Here is a 23206-nt window from a genome sequence, read left to right on the forward strand (position 1 = left end):
GCTTCTCCTTACATCTGCTGACGACAGGCCTGCAAGCCGGACGCCAGTCCGAACAGGGTCGTTCACCACTTTGCTTGTTGCGACTTGGCTCCGGTCTTGCAAGACTCTATCGCACGATTCACCGGGCGGAAGCTTTTGGCGCAGCCATGGATTTGAATACCATCACGGCGGTCGCCCATCCGCAAACGCGCGCGCAGCTGCCCGTTTGGACGCCAGGTGATGCTTGGCTCGCGGGCGGCACCTGGCTGTTCTCGGAGCCGCAAGCGCACCTGAAGCGGCTGATCGATCTCACCGATCTGAAATGGCCCGCGCTGACCATCACGGACAGCCATCTCTCCATCGCCGCCACATGCACCGTCGCGCAGCTCGATGGCCTCGCCTGCCCGCCCGACTGGCTCGCAGCACCGCTGATCGGCCAAAGCTGCCGCGCCTTCCTCGCCTCCTTCAAGATCTGGAAGACCGCGACCGTCGGCGGCAATCTCTGCATGTCGCTGCCGGCGGGGCCGATGATTTCCCTCACCGCCGCGCTCGACGGTGTCTGCACCATCTGGAAGGCCGGCGGTGGCGAGCAGCAGATCGCCGTCGTTGACTTCGTCACCGGCAATCAGCGCAACCGCCTGACGCCAGGCGACCTGGTCCGGCAGATCGATATCCCGATCGCGGCCTTGAGGCGCCGCACGGCGTTTCGCCAGATCTCGCTCGCGCCAGTCGGCCGCTCGGCAGCGCTCCTCATCGGCAGCTTCGATGCCGATGGCACGCTGACGCTGACGGTCACCGCATCGACGGTGCGGCCGATCCGATTGTCGTTCCCCAAGCAGCCTGATGCGAGCACGCTGCGCGATGCGATCATGCAGCAGATCACCGACGACCTCTATCACACCGACATCCACGGCAAGCCGCTCTGGCGCAAGCACATGACGCTGCGGCTCGCAGAGGAGATCCGCGGCGAGCTCCTGGGGGCAACATCATGAGCTTCGAGGTCAATGGAACGACGTTCACGCACGAGCCGCGCGCCGGGCAGTGCCTGCGCACGTTCCTGCGCGAGCTTGGCCATTTCGGCGTGAAGAAGGGCTGCGACGCCGGCGATTGCGGAGCCTGCACCGTGCTGCTCGACGGCGAGCCGGTGCATAGCTGCCTGATCCCGGCCTTCCGCGCCGAGGGCCGCGCCGTGACCACGATCGAAGGCCTCGGCGGCGACCGTGGCGCGCATCCAATGCAACAGGCCTTCCTCGACGCGCAGGGCTTTCAATGCGGTTTCTGCACCGCCGGCATGATCCTGACCTGCGCCTCGCTGAACCAGGCGCAACGCACCGATCTCGGATCTGCACTGAAGGGCAATATCTGCCGCTGCACCGGCTATCGCGCGATCGAGGACGCGCTGCTTGGCAAGACCAATGTCGAGGAGAGCGTCGAGGCCGGCGCCGCCTTCGGCCGCAGTCTGCCGGCGCCCGCAGGTCCTGACGTCGTGCGCGGCAAGGCGCGCTATACCTTCGACACCGCAATCGACGGCCTTCTGCATATCAAGCTGCTGCGATCGCCTCACGCCCACGCGCGGATCGTTGCGATCGACACGTCGGAAGCCCTTCGCGTTCCCGGCGTGCATGCGGTGCTGACGCATGAGGATGCGCCGACCGTCCTGATCTCGACCGCGCGTCACGAGAAGGACTGGATGGACCCCGAGGACACCCGCGTCCTCGACGACGTCGTGCGCTTCATCGGACAGAGGGTTGCCGCGGTCGTGGCCGAGAGCGAGGGCGCGGCCGAGGAGGCCTGCCGGCGGATCAAGGTGGAGTACGAGATTCTGCCCGCGCTGATCGATCCCGAGCAGGCGATGGCGCCAGGCGCGCCGATCATCCATCCCGACCGCACCACTGCGAACCGCATCGCCGATCCCCAGCGCAATCTCGCGGCTGAGACGCATGGCGAATATGGCGATGTCGCGGCCGCGCTCTCCAGCTCCGCCGTCACTTACGAGGCCACCTTCCACAGTCATCGCGTGCAGCATGCGGCTCTCGAGACCCATGGCGGCCTCGCCTGGCTCGATGAAGCGGGCGTGCTCAATGTCCGTACCTCGACACAGGTGCCGTTCCTGACCCGGCGCGCGCTGTCGGACATCTTCCGTCTTCCGATGGACAAGGTCCGCGTGTTCTGCGAGCGCGTCGGCGGCGGGTTTGGCGGCAAGCAGGAGATGTTCGTCGAGGACATCCTTGCGCTGGCCGCGCTCAGGACCGGGCGACCGGTGAAGCTGGAGCTGACCCGCGAGGAGCAGTTCATCGCGACCTCGACGCGGCATCCGATGCGGGTCCACATCAAGGCCGGCGCGGATGCGGGCGGCAAGCTCACCGCGCTCCAGCTCGACGTGCTCTCCAACACCGGCGCTTACGGCAATCATGCCGGCCCCGTGATGTTCCACTCCCTGTCGGAGTCCATCGCCGTCTACAATTGCCCGAACAAGCGGGTCGACGGCTACGCGGTCTACACCAACACGGTGCCGGCGGGCGCGTTTCGCGGCTATGGCCTGCCGCAGACGCTGATCGCGATCGAGGCCGCAATCGACGAGCTGGCCAGGCAGCTCGGCATCAGCCCCTACGAGATGCGCCGGCGCAACATCGTCGGGCTCGGCGACCCCATGCTGTCGCCGCCGCCGTCCGAATTTCATGACGTGCTCTATGGCTCCTATGGGCTCGACCAGTGCCTCGACCTCGTCGAGCGCGCGATGCAGGCGGACGGCTCGCAGCCGGATCTGTCGCCGGAATGGCTGATCGGCGACGGCGTCGCGCTGACCATGATCGACACCGTGCCGCCGGCCGGCCACATCGCCGATGCGATGATCGCGCTCAATGACGACGGCGGCTTCGACTTGACCGTCGGCACTGCCGAGTTCGGCAATGGCACCAGCACCGTCCACCGCCAGATCGCGGCGACGATCCTGGCAACCACCGTCGACAGGATTCGCCTGCGCCAGTCCGACACCGCCCATGGCGGCCACGACACCGGCGCCTATGGCAGCGCTGGCACCTTCGTCGCCGGCAAGGCGACGCAGGCCGCCGCCACGCAGCTTGCGACCGAATTGAAGGCGGCCGCCGCGGAGGCCTGGCTCTGCGACGTCGGTGGTTGCGCGCTTGAAGGCGAGACCGTCGTCAGCGGCGTGCGACGCATGTCCTTTGTTGAACTGGCGAAGCTCGCGCACGAGCGCGGCCAGCCGTTCGCTGGCAGCGGCAATTCCGGCGGCACGCCGCGCTCGGTCGGCTTCAACGTGCAGGGCTTTCGCGTCGCGGTGAACAAGGGCACCGGCGAGCTCAGGATTCTCAGGAGCGTGCAGGCCGCGGATGCCGGTGTCGTCGCCAACCCCATGCAGTGCCGTGGCCAGGTCGAGGGCGGCGTCGCACAGGCGCTCGGGGCTGCGCTCTATGAGGAGATGGTGATCGATACGACCGGCCGAGTCACCAACCCGAAATTCCGCGACTACCACCTGCCCTCCTTCGCCGACGTGCCGCGCACCGAGGTGTTGTTCGCAGAGACGTCGGACACGATCGGGCCGCTTGGCGCCAAGTCGATGAGCGAGAGTCCGTACAATCCGGTTGCCGCTGCCCTTGGCAACGCGATCGCGGACGCCACCGGCCTCCGCTTCACTGCGCCGCCCTTCAAGCCGGACCGGCTGTTTCCGGCACTGCTCGAGAAGTTCGGCAGTTAGCTCCCGCGATAGGTCGCGTAGCTCCAGGGCGTGACCAGCAGCGGCACGTGGTAGTGATTTTCCGGCTCGCTGATGGCAAAGCGCAGCGGAATCTCGTCGAGGAATGGCGGGTCTGACAGCGGCACATTGCGCTCGGCGTAATATCTGGCGACGTTGAAGCGGAGCTCGTAGCGGCCGATCGGCAATGGACGCCCGCCGATCAGCGGCTGGTCGGTGCGACCGTCCGCATTGGTGACGGTGCGCGCAATCACGCGGCTCTCGCCGAGCGCGGCGAGCTCGATGAGCTCCACCGGGATGCCGGGCGCAGGCTTGCCGGCGTGGTTGTCCAGCACATGGGTCGAGAGCCGGCCATGCACCTTGAGCTTGTCGTCGGCGACGACGAGTTGATCGAGCCGCAGCGCCGAGATACGGCCGATCTCCTCGATCGCGCGCCGCGTCTCGGTCTTGGCGATGTTGAGCAGCCGCGTCTCGAAGTCGCGCAGCACGGAATCCTTGGTGTGACGGCGCACGCAGACGATATAGGGGAAGCCGAACTTTTCACGATACGCGTTGTTGACGCGTTCGAACGCGGCGTATTCGGCCTCCGACAACCGGTCGAGGCCGGCGCTGTTCTGCTCGTCGGTCGATACCGCCGTCAGGCCCGCCGCACGCTGGGTCTTGTTGGCGAGATCTGGATGCGCCCGGATCAGCGCCAGCTGCACGTCGGGCTCGGCAGCCTGGATCGCCGCCATCAGCGCCGTGTGCAACTGGTTGATGCCGGTGAATGGCCGCAGCTCGGCAAGCTTCTCCGAAATCCACGGCGAGTATTCGACGACGTTGGCGAGTGCAGCGACGAAATCGGCCTTGCTGGCAGCATTGAGATCGGCGAGCGAAATCTGCGGCATTGTCCTCATCCGATCTCGAACGCATCGGCGGCGAGATGCGCGTGCTTGTCGTGCCAATGCTGCGCGATCTGGAGACGGGTCGGCACCCAGACACGCTCGTGCTTGCCGATGTAATCCAGGAAGCGGATCAGCCCCGCGGCGCGGCCGGGCCGGCCGGCGAGACGGCAGTGCAGCCCCACCGACATCATCTTCGGCGCGGTCTCACCTTCGGCATAGAGCACGTCGAAGGCGTCCTTGAGATAGGTGTAGAACTGCTCGCCTTCGGCAAAGCCCTGCGGGTTGATGAACCGCATGTCGTTGGCGTCAAGCGTATAGGGAATGATGAGCTGCTTGCCCTTGGGGCCCTTGACCCAATAGGGCAGGTCGTCGGCATAGGAGTCGCAGAGATAGAGGAAGCCACCCTCCTCCATCAGCAGCCGGTTGGTGTTGATCGACGAGCGCCCGGTGTACCAGCCGAGCGGCCGTGCGCCGGTCGCCTCGGTATGGACGCGAATGGACTCGGCGATCTCGGCGCGCTCCTGCGCCTCGGTCATGTCCTTGTGCTCGATCCATTTCAGGCTGTGGCTGGCGATGTCCCAGCCCGCCTCCTTCATCGCGGCTACGATTTCCGGATTGCGCTTGAGCGCGGTGGCGACGCCGAACACGGTGGTCGGCCACCTCCGCTCGGTGAACATCCGCCACAGCCGCCAGAAGCCGGCGCGCGAGCCATATTCGAACATGGATTCGATGTTGGCATGGCGCTGGCCCGGCCAGGGCTGCGCGCCGAGCACGTCGGACAGGAACGCTTCCGAGGCCCGGTCACCGTGCAAGATGTTGTTCTCGCCGCCCTCCTCGAAATTGACGACGAACTGCACCGCGACCCGCGCCTCACCCGGCCATTGCGGGTGCGGCGGGTTGCGGCCGTAACCGCGGAGATCGCGCGGGTAGCGGACGTCAGTCACTCAGACTTCCTCGAAGCGGATCGGCAGGGCGCCCTTCCAGAGCACGCTCTTGCCGAGGGTCGCCAGATTCTCCAGGCCCGAGGTCACCGTGATGAAGTGATTGCCGGCGAGCTGGCCCATCTTGCTGGCGAAGCTCACACCGCCATAGGCCATCAGGATCTCGGTCTCGCTGATGCCGCCGGGATAGAGGATGATCTGGCCCGGCGCGGGATAGCTGGTGTGGTTCTCGTAGCCGACGCCGAAATCGAGGTCGCCGAGCGGCATCCACACCGCCTCGCCGCTCCAGCGCACATGGATGATGTGGCTTTCGAACGGCATGGCCTTGCGGAACGCGGCAACGGTCTTGGGTGCCGCCTGCTCCTCGAAGCGTGCATCGAAGGTGTAGTCGCCGGCGCGGATAACGAGTTTGCTCATCTCATCTCTCTGAATCGGGGGCGATGCGCCCCGCGGGGAACTTTCAGCAAAAAGCACTCCATCGGGCTTCGCGCAAGGGGCGCGGCCCGTCACCTGCGGTCGTAGGACCAGCCGAAAATGCCGCTCCGCCGCACCTCCGGCTCCGGCTCGGCGGCCGGCGCAGCCGCGGCCGGTGCTTCCTTCAGTTCCGCCTGCGGCGGCGGTGCGGGCGGTGCCGGCAGGTTCTCGCATTTCATGGAATAGACCAGCTTGCCGTCCGCGGTCCGCCCGATCGGCGCGCAGGGGTCCGGATGCGCCGCTGAACTCTTCGGGGTGGGTTTGACCTGCGCCGCCGCCGGTGCGGCGATCAGGAGAAGGACGAGCAGATATTTCGACATCGTTGTCGCCTGGAAAGCCAATTCGCCCCATTGAACCGGATTGCAGCGGGCAAGTCCATCGGCGCCGTGGGCCGGTTGCCGAATATTTAGCCGGGACCAAAAAATTTGCTCGCTCCAACGTGAAGGCGGCATCCGCTGATATTCGGAAGGGCGCATCGCCATCTCAGCCGCGACGACAACAACATTTCTCACAGCCGGAACGTCGTCGCGGGAGAAACAACGATGCAAAAGACTTTCGCCCTTCTCGGCGCCATGCTGATTGCCGCCGCAACCGTCCAAACCGCCGCCGCAAGCGACCGTCACCACGCCCGCAAGGCGCACCCTGCTCCCATCACCCAATCGGTGCGCGACTCCAACGCCGCCATCTGGCCGTCGCAGCCGAGCGTGCCAGACTGGTCACGCTACGCCAACGGCGCGATGTCGGCGCCTGCGGGACGGTGATGTTGGAAGCGTAGAGCGCTGTCCCGTCCCTCTTGTGTCCCGGACGCGCAGCAGCGTGTAACGTTGCTGCGCAGAGCCGGGACCCAGAAGCCGCAGGATGCAGTGCCGCGACATGGGCCCCGGCTCTGCAGCGCACCGTCAGAGAGACGCTGCGCTGCGTCCGGGGCACGAGAGCCGAGTGTGGCGTCCCACTGCTCCAACGTCGTCATTGCGAGCGCAGCGAAGCAATCCAGAATTCCTCCGCGGTAAGACTCTGGATTGCTTCGCTGCGCTCGCAATGACGGAGCATGAGGCAGCAGCGTCGCTCTTTCGGCTCGCATTTCGAATCGCAGACACGCCTACGCATCCTCGCGGCTGATTTCGCCCGAGCTTTGCGTCGTCACTCCACCCTCTTCAAACCAAGAGGGCGCAGGGAAGGCCGGGTGCTGACCTCGCACCCGCGGTCCGCTGCGCGAAGATGTAGCGCAAAGGAACCGCACAGCAGCATACAGGTGGTGCCAATCACTCGGCCTTCCCTGCGCGATGGTCGGACGGCTTATGCCGCGCTCTCCCGGGAGCCGAGTTCGTTCTGGCCTCCCTCACTCCCGCGAAATTCACCGGCACCGCGCCGGTTGACGCGATCACCGCCTCCGCAAGAGCTTGACCGTAGCAACGACGGCCAGGACCACACGTCTATATTTTGGCATTCGGTGAAACACGCCGAAACTAAGAAAACCCTTTAAATCAAGCGGCTTTTGATTAGCCTGATGCGGGCTGTTTCAGCGGGCTTCACCAAAATAAGGGCCCGGCCCTAAGCCTTTCAGCGTCCGCACGACAGACTGAAAGCCCCAAGGCCGAGCCCTTTGGTCCCAAGCCTTAGGAGCCGAAACCACATGAATACTACCATTGTCCCCTCCCCCGCCGGCAAGCGGGGCCGCAACAGCAGCGTCATTCTGACGGACCGCCTGTGCGAGAAACGCGTCGCCAAGCGGACCAAGTTCTACGACCGCAAATGCCCTGGCCTCTACGTCAGCATCACGACGGCCGGTGTCGCCACGTTCTCGTTCAAGTTCACCGACAGGCAGACCGGCAAGCAGCGCACGGGTTGGCTCGGGGTCTACAATCCGGAGACCTTCACGGTCGAGGACGCCCGCAGCAAGGTCTACGGCCTCAAGACCATGGGCGGCGAGGCGCTCGCCGAGACCTTCCGGGACCAGAAGGCCGCGAGAGCCAAGCGCGGCAAGACCGTCGCCGAGATCATCGACGAGCGCATCAAGTGGATGAAGACGCCGGTCAAGAAGCCGGACGGCGAGATGCGGCCCCGGCTGGAGAGCTGGGAGAACACGGCCAGCCACCTCGACCGCTACCTCCGCCCCCGCCTCGGCAAGAAGCTGGCTATGGAGGTCACCAAGCACGACATCGCCACGCTCTCGAACGACATCGTCGCCGGCGAGTTTGGCAAGCCCTCGGTCAGCAACGCGCGCCACATGCGCAAGGCGGCTTCGGGATTGTTCAACTGGGCGGCAGAGGCCGGTCGCGACTACGTGACCGCGAGCCCTTGTGTCAACTTGCCGAAACTCGACCCCGAACATCCCCGCACCCGCGTCCTCTCCGAGGACGAGATCAGGATCTTCTGGCATGGTCTCGACCGCGACGACCTCCCCTACGACCGCCGGACGCGGCTGGCGCTCAAGTTCGAGCTGGTCACCATGCTGCGCTCGCGTGAACTGCTCGGCGCACATCGGGATGAGCTGTTCGACCTCGATGGCGAGCATCCGCGATTCGACGTCCCGCTCAAGCGGGTCAAGAAGCGGCGGGTGATCCAGCAGCCGTTGTCTGACCTGGCGGTCGAGATCATCAAGGAAGCGCTGGGATCAGAGGATCAGCAGTACGTTTTCGAGAGCCCCATGTACAAAGGCCAGCCGATCCACCGCAAGGCGATGGCCGACGCGCTGCGCGGCACCAAGAACGAGAAGAACAAGGATAAGACCAAGACTGCCGGCCTCTGCGAGCTGCTCGGCCTCAAACGGTTCACTCCGCACGACCTCCGTCGCACGGCGGCCACCTTGGCGGGCGATCTCGGCTTCGACGATGCATGGATCGCGAAGTGCCTCGATCACGCCCCCAGCAAGAAGTCCGATGTTGTCGTGCCGACCGTCACCGGAAAGGTCTACAACCATTCCAAGCGTTTGAAAGAGAAGCGCGCGGTGCTGGATGGGGTGACGGCCGAGGTGCGACGGATCGTCGGGGAGCCGGTGGAGCGCCGGGTCAAGGAGGCGGCATGAAGACCGCACCCAGCATACCCTACAGGCGTGCGGCAATCATCTCCGCAACCTGCCGGCGCCTCCGCCGCAATTCGTGCACGTCCCCGTCTGCGCAAGGATGGCGGCAAGCGATGCATAAAAGCCTGTGGTACATCCATAACGTTTCGAGAGAGACCATATTGACTTTCCTTTAACGCATAGTGCCGGCCATGGTTGGCGATTCGTTGGCGCCGGAGCGAAAATGAGTGCCGGTGAGGCCGATACCCTTTCGATCAATTCGCCCGAGCCGACGATTTTTGCTTCGAGATAGCTAAAGCCGTTGATCTCGCGAAGTTGTTGGAGGAACAAGACACGGCAATTGTTGGGTGCTACGGTCCTTGCAGCCCTATTACAGATGCTTCGCACGCGACGACGACAACCACTGGCGCAGGGCCTCCGCGATTTGGGGAGGCTTCATACGTCGGGGCCGTTCTCGGATTATGGAAAAAGTTCGGGCACGACGCTGCTTCTTCGTCCTACGGACTAGAAAGAATTCCTGCGAGTGTCTTCGAGGCAGCAAACCCACCTGAAAAAATGCCCAAGCTGAAGCGCTGACAAGAGCCTAATGCAGCCGCTGGTGAGGAGGGTGAACCTCACTCATCTGCTCCAATCTCAGCTCCAGCCGCTCATTCAGCAGCATCAGCGCTCTGAGCGCGCCGCGCCAATCACCATTACAAGCTGCGACGATCTCATCGACCGCAAGCTCGTATTGATCAAGAGCAGAGTTGGTGCGTTGGCGTGACATGCGAACAACATCCAAACAGAAACCTGAGTAGATCGTGTCAATAAGGGGTCATTTTCCCCGCAATTCACAAGCAACATATGTTGTTGCGAGGCTGCAACCCGCGCGACCATCCTAGGTCCTAGGCTGGTCCATTGATGCGACCAAAGCGCATTTCATTCTTGTTCAATTAATAGATCGCGGGGGAAACGTGTTTGACGTCTATCGCAACGGGACGAGTAACCTGCTCGTTTTAGGATTAGGCTCGCCGATCCCGGCAGCTTACTCCGGCAAGAGGTGGCGCAAGAGCAGAAGAAGAATTCTGAAGGTGAGCGAAGAGATCAAATCGGCAGTTCAGCAGCAGGGCTATTACGTGCGTAGCTTGCGGCCCACAAGAGCGTTGGTGGTCGAAGTTGAGTAGATCGGCGACCAGTGAGGCGGCCAAAGCCGAGATAGAGCGGAGCACATGGAATTAAACGATCCGCTCTTGGGTAAGAAGATTGATCCAGCGGGCGTGATCGTGTTTCGTCACCGACCCAGCGAGCCAGAATGAACAAGGTGTTTCCTTTAATTGCGGCGGATCGCCCGGACTTGTTCAACCACCGTCCCGGCCGGTGGCGCAAGAACGGTTTAGCTCTTCTGGCGCGAACTCATCTTTGCAGTGATCGCAGGGGCGTTAGATTTTGAGCATCCCCGCACCTGCTCACGCGGTTGTAATTCGGTAAAGGCCGCCGGAATGAACCCCGCTGGTCAGTTGGTCTGGAAAACACAAAAAGTCGCGCCGTCAGAAAATGGGCGCGACTTTTCTCGACGCCAAACTCGGTCGGGAACGAGCTGTTGATTACTTACTTCTCTTTGATAACGGTCGTGCTGCTGCTACTACCGACTGTCCCTTCTTCGCAGACTTTAGTCTGCTTGATGCGATCTTCGGCTTCCACGCGGCTCTTGAAAGCCATCGGACCGATTTGTGTTACGATCTCCTTGTCCGCCGGGCGTGTGGTGGTAACCGTGCATTGGCGGCTCGGACCTTGCACGACATAGTACTCATCGGCCAGTGCTGGGGCGGTGCATCCGATGATTAGTGCGCCAGCAAGAAGAATTGGTGCCTTCATTGTCGCCTCTCTCTGTTGAAGTGCTGCCGAACGGTACGATGAAAGGGAATGCCGCGCGCCGCGCACACGACCTCTCTCATTCTTCCTTTCGGCGGCTCTGTAACTTGTTTAAGAGTGCAGAGTTCCCTTATTTTGGCGCTTGGTAGCCAAAGCGGTTGCGATATAATCTCGCCGTGCCTGAGACGACGCGGCGCGCTTTCTTTCCCGAAGCATAAACCCGGAAGGAGCGGCGAGGGCGAAACCCCCACGTAAGCGGAACTCACTTCTTCATAGCGTCCGCTGCGTCTTTTGTCGGAAGCCGCGACGGATCTGCGGGCGGATTTAGGTTTTTTGTTTCTCGCCTGCGCTTTTTCCGTCGGAGCTCTTAGAGCGCTCTTCGAAACGATCAGCGCCCTTAGCTAGATCGTGCCCCATCTTGCTCTCGTTTTTTGCTTCCTCGTTAGAAGCTGCTTCGCGCAAGCCTTCAGCGGCCCGTTCCCCCGCTTTTGATTTTTTTCGTTCGTCGTCCATTCTAGCTCCTTCCTCCTCGAGACGTTTCCCAGCGAACTACTGGTCCTCAACTGGGATGGGCAGACGTTCCAATTAGATCGCCTGAACATCGTTCCAAGTTTTCTCGAGCAGAATCTGACCCGACTATTGAAGTGCAAAGGCCAATTTAGGCAGACCGACGCTGCGATTTCGTGGCTACTGGCCTTTTCGCTTTTGTCTCTTTAGCCTGCTTCTCGCCGGCTATGGGCATCAGCATTTCCTTCTGGCCGGCGGAAGCCTTCTTCGACTTCTTGGCGGGCTTCTTTTGCGCGGCTGCCTCGGCTGCCGCACCACCCACGCTCTTGCGCAACGCATCCATCAGATCGACGATGTTCTCACCCTTCGGCCGCTCCTTCCGGCGGATTACCTTGCCTGCCCGCTTCTGGTTGATCAACTCGACCAGCGCGCTCTCGTAGTGGTCCTCGAACTTCTCGGGATCGAAATTGCCTGCCTTCTGGTTCACGATGTGCTTGGCGAGATCCAGCATGTCTTTGGTGACTTTGACGTCCTGAATCTCGTCGAAGTATTCCTGCTCGCTGCGGACCTCATAGGGATAACGCAGCAACGTTCCCACGAGCCCCTTGTCCATGGCCTCAAGTGCAACGATGTGCTCGCGATTGGTCAATACGACGCGACCGATCGCGACCTTGTTCATCTCGCGAATGGTCTCGCGGATCACCGCGAAAGCGTCATGGCCGACCTTGCCGTCCGGACGCAGGTAGTAAGGGCGGATCAGATAGCGCGGATCGATGTCGGTCTTGTCGACGAACTCGTCGATCTCGATCGTTCGAGTGGACTCCAGCGCGATCTCTTCGAGCTCTTCCTTGGTGACCTCGATGAACTGCCCCTTCTCCAGTTCATACCCTTTCACGATGTCTTCGTTGGGCACCTCATCGCCTGTGTCCGCATCGACCTTGATGTAGTTGATCCGGTGACCCGTCTGCCGGTTGAGCTGGTTGAAGGAGATTTTCTCGGACTCAGATGTCGCCGGGTAAAGCGCTACCGGACAGGTCACGAGTGATAAACGCAGGAAGCCTTTCCAGTTGGCGCGGGGGGCCATGTACGCAGTACTCCGTTTTCCAGGCGGCCTGGATTCAAGACGAGCCAAAGCGGCTGGTTCCGACACCTCCGACCCCAAAATTTTCGGCCAGCCTCCCCTTGGTTGGACTCGACTTTTGTTCTCTTTATGTTCTAATTCTCGACCATGAGCGGTCGACCTGCGAGTTGGCGGTTGCCCACCCCGAAACAGATGGAAAAGCTAGCAAGGTCAATGGGTAATCCCGTCGGACAGGAGAGTCCGCTTGGTCCGCAGGACGACATGCCAGACGAGTACTGGCACTCCATCCTTGACGGTCTCCCGGCTGACGCCGAGCAGGTGGGACGGAGCACAGGACTTCGCCTGTCCGAGCTTCCGCAGCACGTTCTGCGAGTTTCCTGCCGCAGGTGCGAGCGGATTGTTGAGATCCAGAAGGCCGACGCCGTTCGCCTGTACGGCCGGCAGGCCATCTGGAAGGAGGTTGGGCAACGCCTGTTGAACAACACCTGCCAAAGCCGGACTGGCAGGTATGAGGAGGACGGCTGCTGGCCGACCTTCGAGCCTGTCTGAATTGATAAGCCGCGTCCCGGATGGCTCCGAAGCATCACCCGACGCCGCTCTCCGGTGGCGATCGAAAGGCGCTGGACAAGGAGCTCGGCAAGGCACGCGCGATGGCCACCATCCTGGCAGCGCAGTCCGCAGCGGCTCGCGCCGAAGGCGAGGAGCTGATCAAAAGGGCCGATCGCCTCCTGTGCGAGAGCTGGAACGAACGCATGTGGGATGGCGAGCCAATCGATCCGTCGCCCACGGTCGATCAGGCAATCAACGGCGGTTACTCTTGGCTTGAAATACAGTGCTCCCGTTGCAAGTCCCGACGTGATGTTGACCTGGCCGCATTGCCGCACGTCACTACAACCTTTGTGCACGACTTAGCCGGCAGGCTCCGATGCAACAAATGTGCTAAGGCGGTCGTCGCCCTTCCGCAACGCTGCTGCAGCTCGCGCACCACCCCCGCTCCGCTCCCTCCGAGAAGCTCGAGGCCAGGGGCAAGACTGTAGACTTCAAGGTGCTCCGGCTGCAGCCGGACAGCGGCACCACGAATATACGCAACACAAGCAGCAGCCACCGGAAGCGTTGGCTGGGGCCTGACACTCGCTGCCTCGTGCCCATTACATCGTTTTCCGAGTACGACACAATCGAAGGCAAAAAGGTCCCTGTGTGATTCGCTCTTGATGAATCTCGTCCCCTCGCCGCCTTCGCCGGGATCTGGACGAACTGGACGAGCGTTCGCAAGGCGAAGGAAGGTGAGACCACCATAGACGTCTTCGGGTTCCTGACCTGCGAGCCAAACGTCGAGGTGAAGCGCGTGCACCCGAAAGCTATGCCGGTGATCCTGACGACAACCGAGGAGTACGATGTGTGATGCGGGCGTCGTGGGACGAAGCCAAGGCGCTGCAGCGACCGCTGCCGGACGGCACGTTGGAGATCGTCGCGACCGGCGAGAAGGAAGACCCAGCCGTGACCGCATAGTGTTATGCACAGATCGGCGGAACAGGGGACAATTTCAGCGCCCTCGATTTCGAATCCCTGCCCTGTGCTAACCGGCTGGAACGGCGGCGCGAGACGACGATTCGTCTCGGTGGAGCGAATTCGATGCTGATGTTTAGGGAAAGATGGCCGACGGTTCGCACGCTGCGCGGCTGGGCCATTTCGGTCCTTAGCGACGCCAGAGCCATTAGGAAATGCGAGGAACACGGGTGGATGCAGGATCGTGGCGACCCTCATGCCCGCGAACGTGCGTTCGATGTTGCACGTCAGCACCCGCCGGCGGGATATTTTCCGGAGACCGCCGCAGTCGCGATCGCCGGAGTCTTGGATTCGATCGGAGACACGTGCCCCGAATGTCCACCCGAAGTACCCGTTAACGTCGGCGCGCGGACCGCGAAGTGACCAAGCTACGTCAAGAGGAGAGCCGCGGTCCACGGGCCAGCATCATTTGTATCCCATGGATCAGTCCCGCCGCGCTCTCGAATCTGCGCCGATACCGCTTTCGTACGACCGCCTCGGTCATGATCAGCGGGCGCTTGGGAATGCTGTCTCTCGACGTCAGGATATAGTCGAGCGGTTGCTTATTCTGCTCATCCAGCCTGACTACGACGGTAATACCCGGACGCTGTTTGGAGCTACGCCGCAAGGTCCAAGCCAGACAGTGTTTCTGAGAATGCTTCCAGCATCGGACCACACGTAGCGATATGAAGGACCCATCTTTCACAGCCATGCAGCCACCGGCTCGCTCCGCGATGAGATCAGGACCCACGCCCGACACGCGGCCGGCGATCTCAGCGGCCAGCTGCTTGATCAGATTGGCACGCTCGCCGCGCGTGTCTAAGTAGCTGTAGTCGCCATCCGGAACGTAGCCGATCAGGGCATAGGCGTTACGAAGGCTACCGAACCTCCGCTCGTACAGGTCGGCGCTGGGGCCTCCCTTTACTCGATTGATCGCATTGTGAGACAGAGCGCCTAGCCGGTGCTGAAGAACGCGCAGTTTCTTGAGCAGTTCATCCGTGGACAGCCGTTGCCGTATTCGTCGTTCAATAATTCGTTGAGCGGCGTCAAAGACTTTCCGCGGCACAATCTGCTCAAGTGCGGCAACCCCTCGTATCCATTTGGCCTTGGCGTTGATGACACGGCGCCCTCGCAGGTAGTTCGAAGTCCGGTAGTAGACAGTGTTGCCCGTGTAATTCTCGTTGCGAAGGATGCGGCCAATCATCTGAAGATTCCACGGAACGCGGCGATGGTTGACGATGCCTCTCGCGTTCAGCTCGCGGGCGATGGCGGTTTCCTCTTTCCCGCCGACGAAGCTTTCGAATATCCATCGCACGATCGCGATCTCATCGGGTGGCCCGGCCCGCAGCAACACCCTGTCAGTCTGCAAGGCTTTTTGCTGGCCATGTTCCAGAAATCCCCTCGACTTGCCAGTTGCGTCGATCAGCTCTCTTCGCAGTGCGAAGCCAGGCCGACCGCCCACCCAATAGCCAAGCCCTGCAATCCGGCTCTGCCCCGCAAAAACCTTCGCCGACTGATTCCGGCTGTCCTCCGCTGCCATCAGGCGCTTCATGTTCTTCCAGAGTCCGGACATCGGGCTTCCGTCGTTCTCGAAGACCTCGGCGCAATAGAGCACCTTCACACCGGCCAACTTGCAGATGAACTCGTAATATGCGCTCTCGTCCGTGTCCTGAAACCGACCCCAGCGACTGACGTCCCGCACCAAGACATTCCCGAAATCGGCGGCTCCCGATTGAACGTCGTTGATCAAACCGATGAGCCCCAGTTGGTTGTTGATCCTCAGTCCGCTGATGCCCTCGTCGATATATGTGCGAACGATCGTGAGCCGATGCTCGGCTGCGTAGGCCGCGATGAGCGCCATCTGGTTTGCGATCGAATATTGCTGCCGGTCCGTCGACATCCGGACGTATTGCGCAGCCCGGAGCTCGCGCTCCCGACGCCGGGGCAGCCTGGCATGCTGGACAGTGAGCTCTGGTGCAGCTGTCAGCCTATTCCAACCCGCCTGAAAACCAAGAAGTGTGAAGCTGTTCACCCCCGCCGACTCTCTCCTCGCCTACAATAGGAACGTCTCCGTTCCGGATGCTTATCCGGGAATGGACGAGTCGGAGCTGGGGAAGCTGGAGGCGCGGCCATGAAGCCCCATGCCATGAGCAAGCATTTCGGTAATGGCGCCGGCCACGTTCTGCGCCAGCACAACAGTGCCGAGCTACGGTTCAGCTGGCGCGGCAAGCCCGACGGATCGGCCCGCTATGTCGAGCGCCTCAACCGCTACGCTCGCAATGGCGTGGAATATCCCAGTCTTGCCGCCCTGCTAAGCGCCGTCGAGGCCGAGCACGCTCAAAAGGAGCACTGATATGCAACGCGCTGGCTCGAGCTCTGACGGCCGGCGAAGATCTGCTGTCGAGATATGCGCGGTCAGCGCCTCTTGGGTGCGCCGCCGTTGGCCGTCGCAAAGTCAAAGCTGCGGACTTCTGGCGGGCTGGGCGGCGGCAGTCCGTAATCCTCCGCGCGCTTGGCGGCCAGCTTCCGATACGCGGCAGCCTGTTGCAGCAGTTGCGCTCGTAAAGAGGAGTCCGGTTCACTGGCGGCCAGTTCTTCAAACTGGACTGCTCTCTCCAAATACTCGGTCAATAGCTTCACGATACATTCGGCTCTCGTTTCATTGCACCAAGCGCGGCCGGGGGCGCGGAGCCAGGCACAGCCAACCAGTCGTCGATCTTCAAGGCCATTTCGGCTTGCCTGACCCGCTTCATCAACAGCTCACGCTCTACCCCCGGTGGGAGCTGGTCGGCGGATTTCTGAAGCTCGGCAGCCTGCTGAAGCAAGCGCTCCTGGAAGGATGTTGTGTGCTTGATCCGGCGACGCTGTTGACCCATTAGATACCTCAGCCTGGGTGTTTCCGACCCTTGACTCTCGAACGCGGGGGGGCATTTTAGGTTCCTATTCTGGAACGAGAGGGATGACCTGTGGCCTCCGTGCTCCTGGTAGAGGATGAAGCGCTGATCCGTATGATGATCGCGGACATGTTGCTCGATCTCGGCCACTCCGTCGCGGGCGAGGCGAGCAACCTTGCTAGCGGTCTTTCGATAGCACGAACCACAGCTGCAGATTGCGCCATCCTTGATGTAAGCCTCGGCGCCGATAGCTCAGCTCCGATCGCAGAAATCCTGAACAACCGGGGCGTTCCATTCACTTTCGCAAGCGGCTACGGGTCGGACGGAATTCCAGCTGGCTTCAGAGAAAGACCTGTTCTCCGCAAACCCTTCACGGTTGAAGAGCTTGCGCGATGTTTGACGATCTTGCTGAAGTAAGCGCAAGTCTCGCCGCAGATACTCAGCACTTTCCTGTCGTTTCCTGCATCACCCGCGACAGGTCCTGCTCATCAAAGGGCTTCCTGATCATGGGATACCCATCGCGCCGTCGTTCCCGACCGGACAGTTGCAAAATCTTCAGCTCGGGACGTAGACGCCTGGCCCTTTCGGCCAGCTCGTGACCGTCCATGCCGGGCATGTTGATATCCGTGATCAGTATCGAGATTTTATTGTTATGTCTTAGCGTCTCGAGCGCCTGATCGCCGCTGTTTGCGCTAACCGTTTCGCAGCCCAAGTCCTGCAACATGCCGACCATCACGTCGAGCACGTCCGGGTCATCGTCCACGACCAATACTGTATGGCGCACGGTAAGAATCCCTCATCTCGAAAACCTAGAACGTCTACATGAGCCAACAGTTCGAGCGGCAACCGGCGACGTCCTGATCTGGGAGCAGATGCGAGCGAAAAATTCCGCGAGTTTCGCAAGGTTCCACGAAAAAGCCCCGGCTCAGAGCCGGGGCTAGTCGCCCATCATTCGGGGGAAACTCGGGTGCTGCTCCCGAGCTGCGAACGACAAACCGCTGGCGCACCCGAAGTTTCTAACAAGCCAAAGGGCCGCTGTTTTGGCAGCGGCCCTTCCGGGTTTGCAATAATTCCGAAATGAAATGGCTTCACCAGCCCCGGGCTTCTACTTTTTCCCGATTGGCGGGATTTTTGCAACTGCAAAATCTCAGTGTCCTTAATCCTCCTCGGTGCCAGCGAAAGAGGCCGCCAACCGGGCGGCCCAACGGGAGTCAGTGCGAAGAAGAAACTAGCGCCGCCAAGCTGAACGCCACCATGCAGGCGGCGGTAAGAGACCAAAGGGTAATTGCGATCTCTCTAGGCATGCAGGCTAAACGGCGGCCGGCTTGGCCGGTTCCTACTGCTTTTGAATAACCCTCATCTGCGTTTGAATCTCTTCCTCAAGCTCGCGGATCATCTCGGCGTCGGGCCGGTCCGGAAGTGCTGCGCAAGCTCGCGGCACCGCCTCAGGCGCGCTGCGAGTTCTTGAGGCTCTTGGCAGTCCTTCATCGCTTTCCTCCCTGTACGCACCAAATGCGAGAGCGGGAAAAGGTTGCAATGCAAACTTGGGCGGCTCTCTGCGTTCAGTTTAGCACGCATCAACTGCCTCATCTGCTCAAGCTCAATCTAAAGCGAGCGTGCTGCGGCACTTCGCATCTTCGCGCAGAAGCAACTAATTCGAATGTCACTTGTTGTCGCCGGCACAATCACTTGGAGGAGAAGAAGAACATGTCACGTCTAACTATGCTGGCCGCAACCTTGTTGCTGCTCGCGTCTGTGCCCGCGAGCGCGCAGCCGCAGCCCGCGCAAAGCGGGCCGGGCAACAACGCCGTCAACAGCTCCGATAAGAACAATTCGAACGCGCCGGTCTCGGGTCGCAACAGCTTTACCGAGGGCCAGGCGAAATCGCGGATCGAGGACGCGGGATATTCCAACGTCTCCGGCCTGCAGAAGGACAACGAAGGCGTCTGGCGAGGCAAGGCCGACAAGGCGGGCACCAAGACCGATGTCAGCGTCGACTTCCAGGGCAACGTCAATCCCGCAAAATGAGGAACAGATAGCATGACGACCACCATCTCTCGCCTCTACGACAATTATTCCGATGCCGAGCGGGCCGTCACCCGGCTCGAGAGCGCCGGCGTACCGCACTCCGACATCAGCATCGTCGCCAACAATTCCGACAATTGGTACGGTTCACGGGGCGGCAAAGTCGACCGTGACCGCGACGGTGTCGACGATCGCGCCGAAGGCGCCGGCACGGGTGCCGGCATTGGCGCCGGCCTCGGCGGCGCGGCAGGCCTTCTCGCCGGCCTGGGCCTGTTGGCTATTCCCGGCCTGGGGCCGGTCGTGGCTGCGGGATGGCTCGCCTCCACGGCCGCCGGCGCGGCCGCGGGCGCGGCCACAGGCGGCATCGTCGGCGCGCTCACCGAGGCCGGCGTCTCCAAGGAAGACGCATCGCGCTACGCGGAAGGCGTTCGCCGGGGCGGCACGCTCGTCTCCGCGAAGGTGCCCGACAACGATTGCGGACGCCTCGATGCGCTTCTCCATGACAGGTCTGTCAACCTTCAGGAGCGCAGTTCCGCTTGGCAGAAGGCCGGCTGGAGCGACTTCGATGCCGCAAGTCCGCCGTTGTCTCCGGAGGACATCGGCCGCGAGCGCGAGCTTTACGGCGTGGGTGCGCGGCGATAGGCCCCGGCAGACTCGACAAGACAAAGGCCCCGCTCCGCGGGGCCTTTTTTGATGCGACCTCGCTGCGACGCTCAGAGGCGCAGCGACCCCGCCAATGCTGTTACACATGGCGAGGCCGCCTGCGCTCCAAGCGGACGGAGGGCCGCAACTTGGAGGCCAACAGACTCTACGCCCGCCAGATTTAGGATGTTGATTGCTAGAAAGAGGCACTCATTTAGGGGGGCCTAATCTGCCTCTGTGTGTCCAACAATGCAGCGACCCCACCTTGGGCAGGAGGCTCGGTAGGGCCGCCTGCGCTCTCGGGAGGCCGGGGGCTGGTGCGGCGCGAGCCCGAGAGGCGAATCAAGCCTACGCCTGCCGCTTGCGGAAAAACAGCTGCGCAAGTCAGCCGGATCGAAAATTCAGAAGCTTCAATTGTCTGCCGCGCAAGCGCGAGCTGAGGAAGCGCGGAACCAGGGAACTTAACATGAGGTAAGCCCCCGGCTAGGCCGGAGGCGCTTATGGCGACGGGCGACTTGGAATGGCTTACCGAAGAGATCGAACTGAAGCTGGAGCGGATTCGCGCCAAGATCGAGCGCGAGCAGGAAATGATTCAGCGGTCGTTCGAATTGCTAGCCAAGGCCAAGGCGCTCCTTAGCGAGCCTGTCCAGAAGACTTGGCCGTCCAAATCTTCGCACCCGTAGATCCCGAATTACGAACTCGGCACAAACCGTATATCCCGCCAGCCCAAGCCGAAGGCATGTTACGGATATGGACAAAGAGTTCATTGTACGGGTGGCTGTGGTCGGTGCCGGCTTTCTCACCGTGGCAGCCGTCGCAATTCTCCTCTTCGGGCTTTGATCCGGCTCAATAGAGCGCGCCCTCGGGGCGCAGCCTCCCTGCTTACGGGAGGTGACGATGCAGCCCTGGATGTTACACACGCTGACCTGGGGGCTAACCGCCGTTGGTCTCATCGCCATATTCTCGATGGCGATGCATTAGGCTACCTCAGCTGGTCTTCTTGGGCTTCCTAACGTCCGATCTGCACGCCTCCTTCGCGATGAGACGCAGCCCCAAGGAACGATCAAGCGGCGAATGAATCGTGATAGCAGGTCTCGTCAAACTGGGAACTGCGATGCGATATGTTGCGTACGCGGTCGATGCAGCAGGCGTTGCCCGTGCCGTTTATGAAATCGATTGTCCAACCGACCAAGAAGCCCAAGCTCGTGCCGAGAAATTCTTAGAAGCCCATCCTACTGTTGATGTGTGGGAGGGCCGTCGCCGAGTTGCTCATTTGGAGCGTGAGAACGGAGTTGGACGCCAAGGGTGAAGTGGCTGAAAGCGCGCAAGCAACTTTGCCGCGTCCCACTTCGCCTCGGCCATTCGGCGGGGCAGCATCGACCAATGTGTGCGCAACTTCGGCCGGCAACAAGCATTCTGCGGACGCCCAAAGGCGGCCCTACTCGGGCCGGAGGGGCCGCAGTTACCCGGGCCAGTCAAGGCTGGCTGACCGGCTAGCCCGGGCGCAACGGCTCGAACGGACGCGCGAGCGAAGCTATCTGCGTGCTAGCTGTTCCAGCCCATCTTCGATCAATTGGAGATCAGCGTTGACGTGCTTGATTGCAGAGCCGGCCGCCGATTTAAGCAATTCGCGCCGAAGATCTCTCATATCTTCGAGTGCCTGCTGGTTCCTCAAGCGTACGTAAGCCGAGACTATTGCTTTACATGACATGACATTCCAAATGCTTTTGTAAAAATCGAGTTCTTCAAAAAACAACGCCCCAGCCCGAGGGGGGAGCGAGCTGGAGCTTAGTCTAGCGACACCTCTTGCGAAAGGTCCGCACGCAAGAGTGATCATTGAATTCGCCGAAGGCGTGCCCGTTCCTAAAGTGCGACGGCCCTCCTCATCGGCTCAGGCGCCGCTCAACCTTCTTACGGCCGCTGCCTACTTTCTTGACCGCCTTCTTCACCGCGGACGCCGAGCGGTCGGTCTTCTTCGCCCGCCGGCCACGCGGGCGCGGTCCTGTTTGCGTGCGCGTGCCGTCTTCTTTGCTGTCGCCATCTGATCCTCCAGTCATGATCGATGAAGGCGCAACGCGGGAAGGATTCCGGGGTTCCGGAACGATTTCGCCCCGGCGCAAGGGCGGCGACCTCGTCTATGCCGGCAATGTGGACCACGCCTTCGACAAATCCTCCGTCGCCGACCCGCAGAAACGGCTGAAGCCGCTGATCCGGAAGACACAGCCTTACGCGAGGCGCATCGCGCACAAGAGCATCTGGGTCGAGCCGAAGCTGCTCGCGGAGATCGAGTACCGGGCCAAATCGGCCGAAGGAAAGGTCCGGCACCCGTTCTTCAAAGGACTGCGAGAGGACAGAAGCCCGTTACGCAGCCTGTACGTGCCCCAAGCCATATGTAGCGGACTGATCGGGGAATCCGCCGTGCAACTCGTCCAGTAGCCGCTGCTCGCGCTCGATCCGGCTTCGGTAGAGCTGGCGCTCGGCCTCGGTTTTGGCACTCGCCAGCAGAAGACGATAGTGTCCGATGACCTTTTCGCTGCCGCGGATGAGGAGGTCGCGAAGGTCGCTCATAGCTCGGCCCTCGCTTCTACGGAGCCAACCGGGTTGTTCGGCACCGTAAACGCGACGGGGAAGGTTTTCGTGGCAAGGGATTCGAGCGAAGCCTTCTCCTCGGCGAGGCGGCGTTCGATAAATTGACGTTCAAGCTCCGATAGCTTCGTGCGAAGCAGTCGCCGGTAGCGGTGGATGTTGTTGCGGTGCGCGCGGATGCGGGCCAGATCTTCATCGAGCATCGTCGTCACTCCTGACGGTCGTTAAGGTCCTTTTCGGTGTTAAGAAAGCCGGGAAAGAGAATTCCCGGCCAAAAAATATTAGGCCGCGATTGGCTGTCAAGGCCCGTCGCGCGTCTGCGGGTCCTCTGGAAATCGCCCACGGGAGGCGAGACGCGATGGCCGAATGGTCGTATAATTTTTTGACTTCGACCTCTTGAAACGGCTTGTCGTTTTTCTAAGTGATTTTTCGCCGCGAGAGCGGTGTGCCGGGTGCCTTCATGGGTCCGGCGCGGGCGCCGGCCGGGTACCAGACCCGCTCTGACCCCTGCCTTGCGCTCCTTGTATCCAGCTTGCTCTTTGGAGGACTTGGACATGAGGACCACCTTCGACTTCGCGCCCCTGTGGCGCTCCACCATCGGCTTCGACCACTTGGCCGACCTCGTCGACAGCACGCTGCGCCAGCCGAGCGAAGACCACTATCCCCCGTACAACATCGAGCGCACCAGCGAGGACCACTACCGGATCTCGCTCGCCGTCGCCGGGTTCGGCGCCGACGACATCGCCGCGACTGCCGAGCAGAACGCGCTGACCATCGAGGGCAGGAAGCCCGAGAAGGCGGCCGGCGAGTACCTGTACCAGGGCATCGCTGCGCGACCGTTCCGGCGCGTGTTCAACCTGGCCGACTACGTCCAGGTGAAGGAGGCTGCCTTCCGCGACGGACTGCTGATCATCGATCTGGTCCGCGAGGTGCCGGAAGCCATGAAGCCGCGCCGGATCCAGATTGGAAGCGGCGCCTCTCCTACCTCGCAGATCGAACAGAAGAAGGCGGCCTGACGCCGGTCAACATTCGACGGCGGAGCGCGGCGCGCGCAAGCCCGGCC

The 23206-nt window shown here is 61.8% G+C and carries 26 protein-coding genes and 4 pseudogenes; 15 read left to right on the forward strand and 15 right to left on the reverse strand.

The window, feature by feature from the left end; all coding sequences use genetic code 11:
• Positions 1–146: 146 nt before the first annotated feature.
• Both IQ16_RS36260 and IQ16_RS36265 read left to right on the forward strand, forming a co-directional pair.
• Positions 147–971: an FAD binding domain-containing protein gene (locus IQ16_RS36260; RefSeq protein ID WP_018644817.1), complete on the forward strand. Its 825-nt coding sequence runs from the start codon at positions 147–149 to the stop codon at positions 969–971.
• Entirely contained in the window at positions 968–3694 is a 2727-nt protein-coding gene (locus tag IQ16_RS36265; protein ID WP_018644818.1) for a molybdopterin-dependent oxidoreductase, read from the forward strand. The genes IQ16_RS36260 and IQ16_RS36265 overlap by 4 nt, the downstream gene beginning before the upstream one ends.
• Here IQ16_RS36265 and uraD read toward each other — a convergent pair.
• The 4 genes from uraD to IQ16_RS36285 all read right to left on the reverse strand — a co-directional run bounded on the left by uraD (position 3691) and on the right by IQ16_RS36285 (position 6310).
• A complete protein-coding gene (uraD, locus tag IQ16_RS36270; protein ID WP_018644820.1) occupies positions 3691–4578 on the reverse strand; it encodes a 2-oxo-4-hydroxy-4-carboxy-5-ureidoimidazoline decarboxylase in 888 nt (295 codons plus the stop codon). The two genes, IQ16_RS36265 and uraD, sit on opposite strands and share 4 nt — an antisense overlap.
• 5 nt (positions 4579–4583) lie before the next feature.
• On the reverse strand, positions 4584–5519 hold the full coding sequence (gene puuE / locus IQ16_RS36275) for an allantoinase PuuE (protein ID WP_018644821.1): 936 nt from the start codon (positions 5517–5519) through the stop codon (positions 4584–4586).
• Positions 5520–5933: a DUF3830 family protein gene (locus IQ16_RS36280; protein ID WP_008134648.1), complete on the reverse strand. Its 414-nt coding sequence runs from the start codon at positions 5931–5933 to the stop codon at positions 5520–5522. It lies immediately after the preceding gene.
• An 89-nt stretch (positions 5934–6022) separates the two neighbouring features.
• Positions 6023–6310, reverse strand: a complete 288-nt coding sequence (locus tag IQ16_RS36285; RefSeq protein ID WP_018644823.1) for a hypothetical protein — start codon at positions 6308–6310, stop codon at positions 6023–6025.
• Positions 6311–6532: 222 nt separating this feature from the next.
• On the opposite strand from IQ16_RS36285, the gene IQ16_RS36290 reads away from it, so the two are divergent.
• Both IQ16_RS36290 and IQ16_RS36305 read left to right on the forward strand, forming a co-directional pair.
• Positions 6533–6751: a hypothetical protein gene (locus IQ16_RS36290; RefSeq protein ID WP_018644825.1), complete on the forward strand. Its 219-nt coding sequence runs from the start codon at positions 6533–6535 to the stop codon at positions 6749–6751.
• Positions 6752–7623: 872 nt separating this feature from the next.
• On the forward strand, positions 7624–9015 hold the full coding sequence (locus tag IQ16_RS36305; protein WP_018644827.1) for a tyrosine-type recombinase/integrase: 1392 nt from the start codon (positions 7624–7626) through the stop codon (positions 9013–9015).
• 580 nt (positions 9016–9595) lie between these two features.
• On the opposite strand, the gene IQ16_RS36310 is transcribed toward IQ16_RS36305, so the two are convergent.
• On the reverse strand, positions 9596–9778 hold the full coding sequence (locus IQ16_RS36310; protein ID WP_018644829.1) for a hypothetical protein: 183 nt from the start codon (positions 9776–9778) through the stop codon (positions 9596–9598).
• A gap of 187 nt (positions 9779–9965) precedes the next feature.
• Here IQ16_RS36310 and IQ16_RS36315 point away from each other — a divergent pair, with 187 nt between their 5' ends.
• Positions 9966–10175, forward strand: coding sequence for a hypothetical protein (locus IQ16_RS36315; RefSeq protein WP_018644830.1), 210 nt, complete (start codon positions 9966–9968; stop codon positions 10173–10175).
• 424 nt (positions 10176–10599) lie between these two features.
• Here IQ16_RS36315 and IQ16_RS46025 read toward each other — a convergent pair whose 3' ends face one another.
• The 4 genes from IQ16_RS46025 to IQ16_RS47565 all read right to left on the reverse strand — a co-directional run bounded on the left by IQ16_RS46025 (position 10600) and on the right by IQ16_RS47565 (position 12919).
• On the reverse strand, positions 10600–10866 hold the full coding sequence (locus tag IQ16_RS46025; RefSeq protein WP_018644831.1) for a hypothetical protein: 267 nt from the start codon (positions 10864–10866) through the stop codon (positions 10600–10602).
• 321 nt (positions 10867–11187) lie between these two features.
• Positions 11188–11376, reverse strand: a complete 189-nt coding sequence (locus IQ16_RS36325) for a hypothetical protein (protein ID WP_035666980.1) — start codon at positions 11374–11376, stop codon at positions 11188–11190.
• A gap of 145 nt (positions 11377–11521) precedes the next feature.
• Positions 11522–12454, reverse strand: a complete 933-nt coding sequence (gene ku / locus IQ16_RS36330) for a non-homologous end joining protein Ku (protein WP_018644833.1) — start codon at positions 12452–12454, stop codon at positions 11522–11524.
• 207 nt (positions 12455–12661) lie between these two features.
• Positions 12662–12919, reverse strand: coding sequence for a hypothetical protein (locus IQ16_RS47565; RefSeq protein WP_158646961.1), 258 nt, complete (start codon positions 12917–12919; stop codon positions 12662–12664).
• A 101-nt stretch (positions 12920–13020) separates the two neighbouring features.
• On the opposite strand from IQ16_RS47565, the pseudogene IQ16_RS46840 reads away from it, so the two are divergent.
• The 3 genes and pseudogenes from IQ16_RS46840 to IQ16_RS46850 form a co-directional block, all read left to right on the forward strand.
• Positions 13021–13460, forward strand: a pseudogene (locus IQ16_RS46840) (hypothetical protein); the annotation flags it as partial.
• Positions 13455–13960 (forward strand): annotated as a pseudogene (locus tag IQ16_RS46845) (SOS response-associated peptidase family protein); the annotation flags it as partial. The pseudogenes IQ16_RS46840 and IQ16_RS46845, both read left to right, overlap by 6 nt.
• Before the next feature lie 123 nt (positions 13961–14083).
• The gene (locus IQ16_RS46850; protein ID WP_018644835.1) at positions 14084–14380 is read left to right on the forward strand and encodes a hypothetical protein; all 297 of its coding nucleotides are present in this window, start codon (positions 14084–14086) and stop codon (positions 14378–14380) included.
• A gap of 10 nt (positions 14381–14390) precedes the next feature.
• On the opposite strand, the gene IQ16_RS36350 is transcribed toward IQ16_RS46850, so the two are convergent.
• Positions 14391–16028 carry a recombinase family protein gene (locus tag IQ16_RS36350; protein WP_018644836.1) on the reverse strand — a complete coding sequence of 546 codons (1638 nt, stop codon included), beginning with the start codon at positions 16026–16028 and terminating at the stop codon, positions 14391–14393.
• A 99-nt stretch (positions 16029–16127) separates the two neighbouring features.
• Here IQ16_RS36350 and IQ16_RS36355 point away from each other — a divergent pair, with 99 nt between their 5' ends.
• Positions 16128–16349 carry a hypothetical protein gene (locus IQ16_RS36355; RefSeq protein ID WP_018644837.1) on the forward strand — a complete coding sequence of 74 codons (222 nt, stop codon included), beginning with the start codon at positions 16128–16130 and terminating at the stop codon, positions 16347–16349.
• Positions 16350–16411: 62 nt separating this feature from the next.
• Here IQ16_RS36355 and IQ16_RS36360 read toward each other — a convergent pair whose 3' ends face one another.
• Positions 16412–16636, reverse strand: a complete 225-nt coding sequence (locus IQ16_RS36360) for a hypothetical protein (RefSeq protein ID WP_018644838.1) — start codon at positions 16634–16636, stop codon at positions 16412–16414.
• Positions 16633–16872 carry a hypothetical protein gene (locus IQ16_RS36365; protein WP_018644839.1) on the reverse strand — a complete coding sequence of 80 codons (240 nt, stop codon included), beginning with the start codon at positions 16870–16872 and terminating at the stop codon, positions 16633–16635. Before IQ16_RS36365 ends, IQ16_RS36360 begins: the two co-directional genes overlap by 4 nt.
• 90 nt (positions 16873–16962) lie before the next feature.
• Between IQ16_RS36365 and IQ16_RS36370 the strand changes: the two genes are divergently transcribed.
• Positions 16963–17307 (forward strand): response regulator, encoded by a 345-nt coding sequence (locus tag IQ16_RS36370; RefSeq protein ID WP_018644840.1) that lies wholly within the window; start codon positions 16963–16965, stop codon positions 17305–17307.
• Between the two features lie 22 nt (positions 17308–17329).
• Here IQ16_RS36370 and IQ16_RS36375 read toward each other — a convergent pair whose 3' ends face one another.
• A complete protein-coding gene (locus tag IQ16_RS36375; protein WP_026312276.1) occupies positions 17330–17674 on the reverse strand; it encodes a response regulator in 345 nt (114 codons plus the stop codon).
• Between the two features lie 923 nt (positions 17675–18597).
• On the opposite strand from IQ16_RS36375, the gene IQ16_RS36380 reads away from it, so the two are divergent.
• The 3 genes from IQ16_RS36380 (at position 18598) to IQ16_RS36390 (ending at position 20240) form a co-directional block, all read left to right on the forward strand.
• Positions 18598–18918: a hypothetical protein gene (locus tag IQ16_RS36380; protein WP_051123020.1), complete on the forward strand. Its 321-nt coding sequence runs from the start codon at positions 18598–18600 to the stop codon at positions 18916–18918.
• A gap of 12 nt (positions 18919–18930) precedes the next feature.
• Complete coding sequence (locus IQ16_RS36385) at positions 18931–19557, forward strand: hypothetical protein (protein ID WP_018644843.1); 627 nt, start codon at positions 18931–18933, stop codon at positions 19555–19557.
• A gap of 500 nt (positions 19558–20057) precedes the next feature.
• Positions 20058–20240: a hypothetical protein gene (locus IQ16_RS36390; RefSeq protein WP_018644844.1), complete on the forward strand. Its 183-nt coding sequence runs from the start codon at positions 20058–20060 to the stop codon at positions 20238–20240.
• A gap of 1200 nt (positions 20241–21440) precedes the next feature.
• Here IQ16_RS36390 and IQ16_RS46855 read toward each other — a convergent pair.
• Positions 21441–21598, reverse strand: a pseudogene (locus tag IQ16_RS46855) (DUF3606 domain-containing protein).
• A 65-nt stretch (positions 21599–21663) separates the two neighbouring features.
• Here IQ16_RS46855 and IQ16_RS36410 point away from each other — a divergent pair.
• Positions 21664–21909, forward strand: a pseudogene (locus tag IQ16_RS36410) (ATP dependent DNA ligase); the annotation flags it as partial.
• 212 nt (positions 21910–22121) lie between these two features.
• Here IQ16_RS36410 and IQ16_RS36420 read toward each other — a convergent pair.
• A complete protein-coding gene (locus tag IQ16_RS36420; RefSeq protein ID WP_026312278.1) occupies positions 22122–22346 on the reverse strand; it encodes a hypothetical protein in 225 nt (74 codons plus the stop codon).
• Positions 22347–22697: 351 nt separating this feature from the next.
• Here IQ16_RS36420 and IQ16_RS36425 point away from each other — a divergent pair, with 351 nt between their 5' ends.
• On the forward strand, positions 22698–23159 hold the full coding sequence (locus IQ16_RS36425) for an Hsp20 family protein (protein WP_018644847.1): 462 nt from the start codon (positions 22698–22700) through the stop codon (positions 23157–23159).
• The last annotated feature ends 47 nt before the right edge of the window (positions 23160–23206 follow it).

Origin of the sequence: Bradyrhizobium huanghuaihaiense (assembly GCF_007830635.1) — a bacterium.
Lineage (GTDB): Bacteria > Pseudomonadota > Alphaproteobacteria > Rhizobiales > Xanthobacteraceae > Bradyrhizobium > Bradyrhizobium huanghuaihaiense.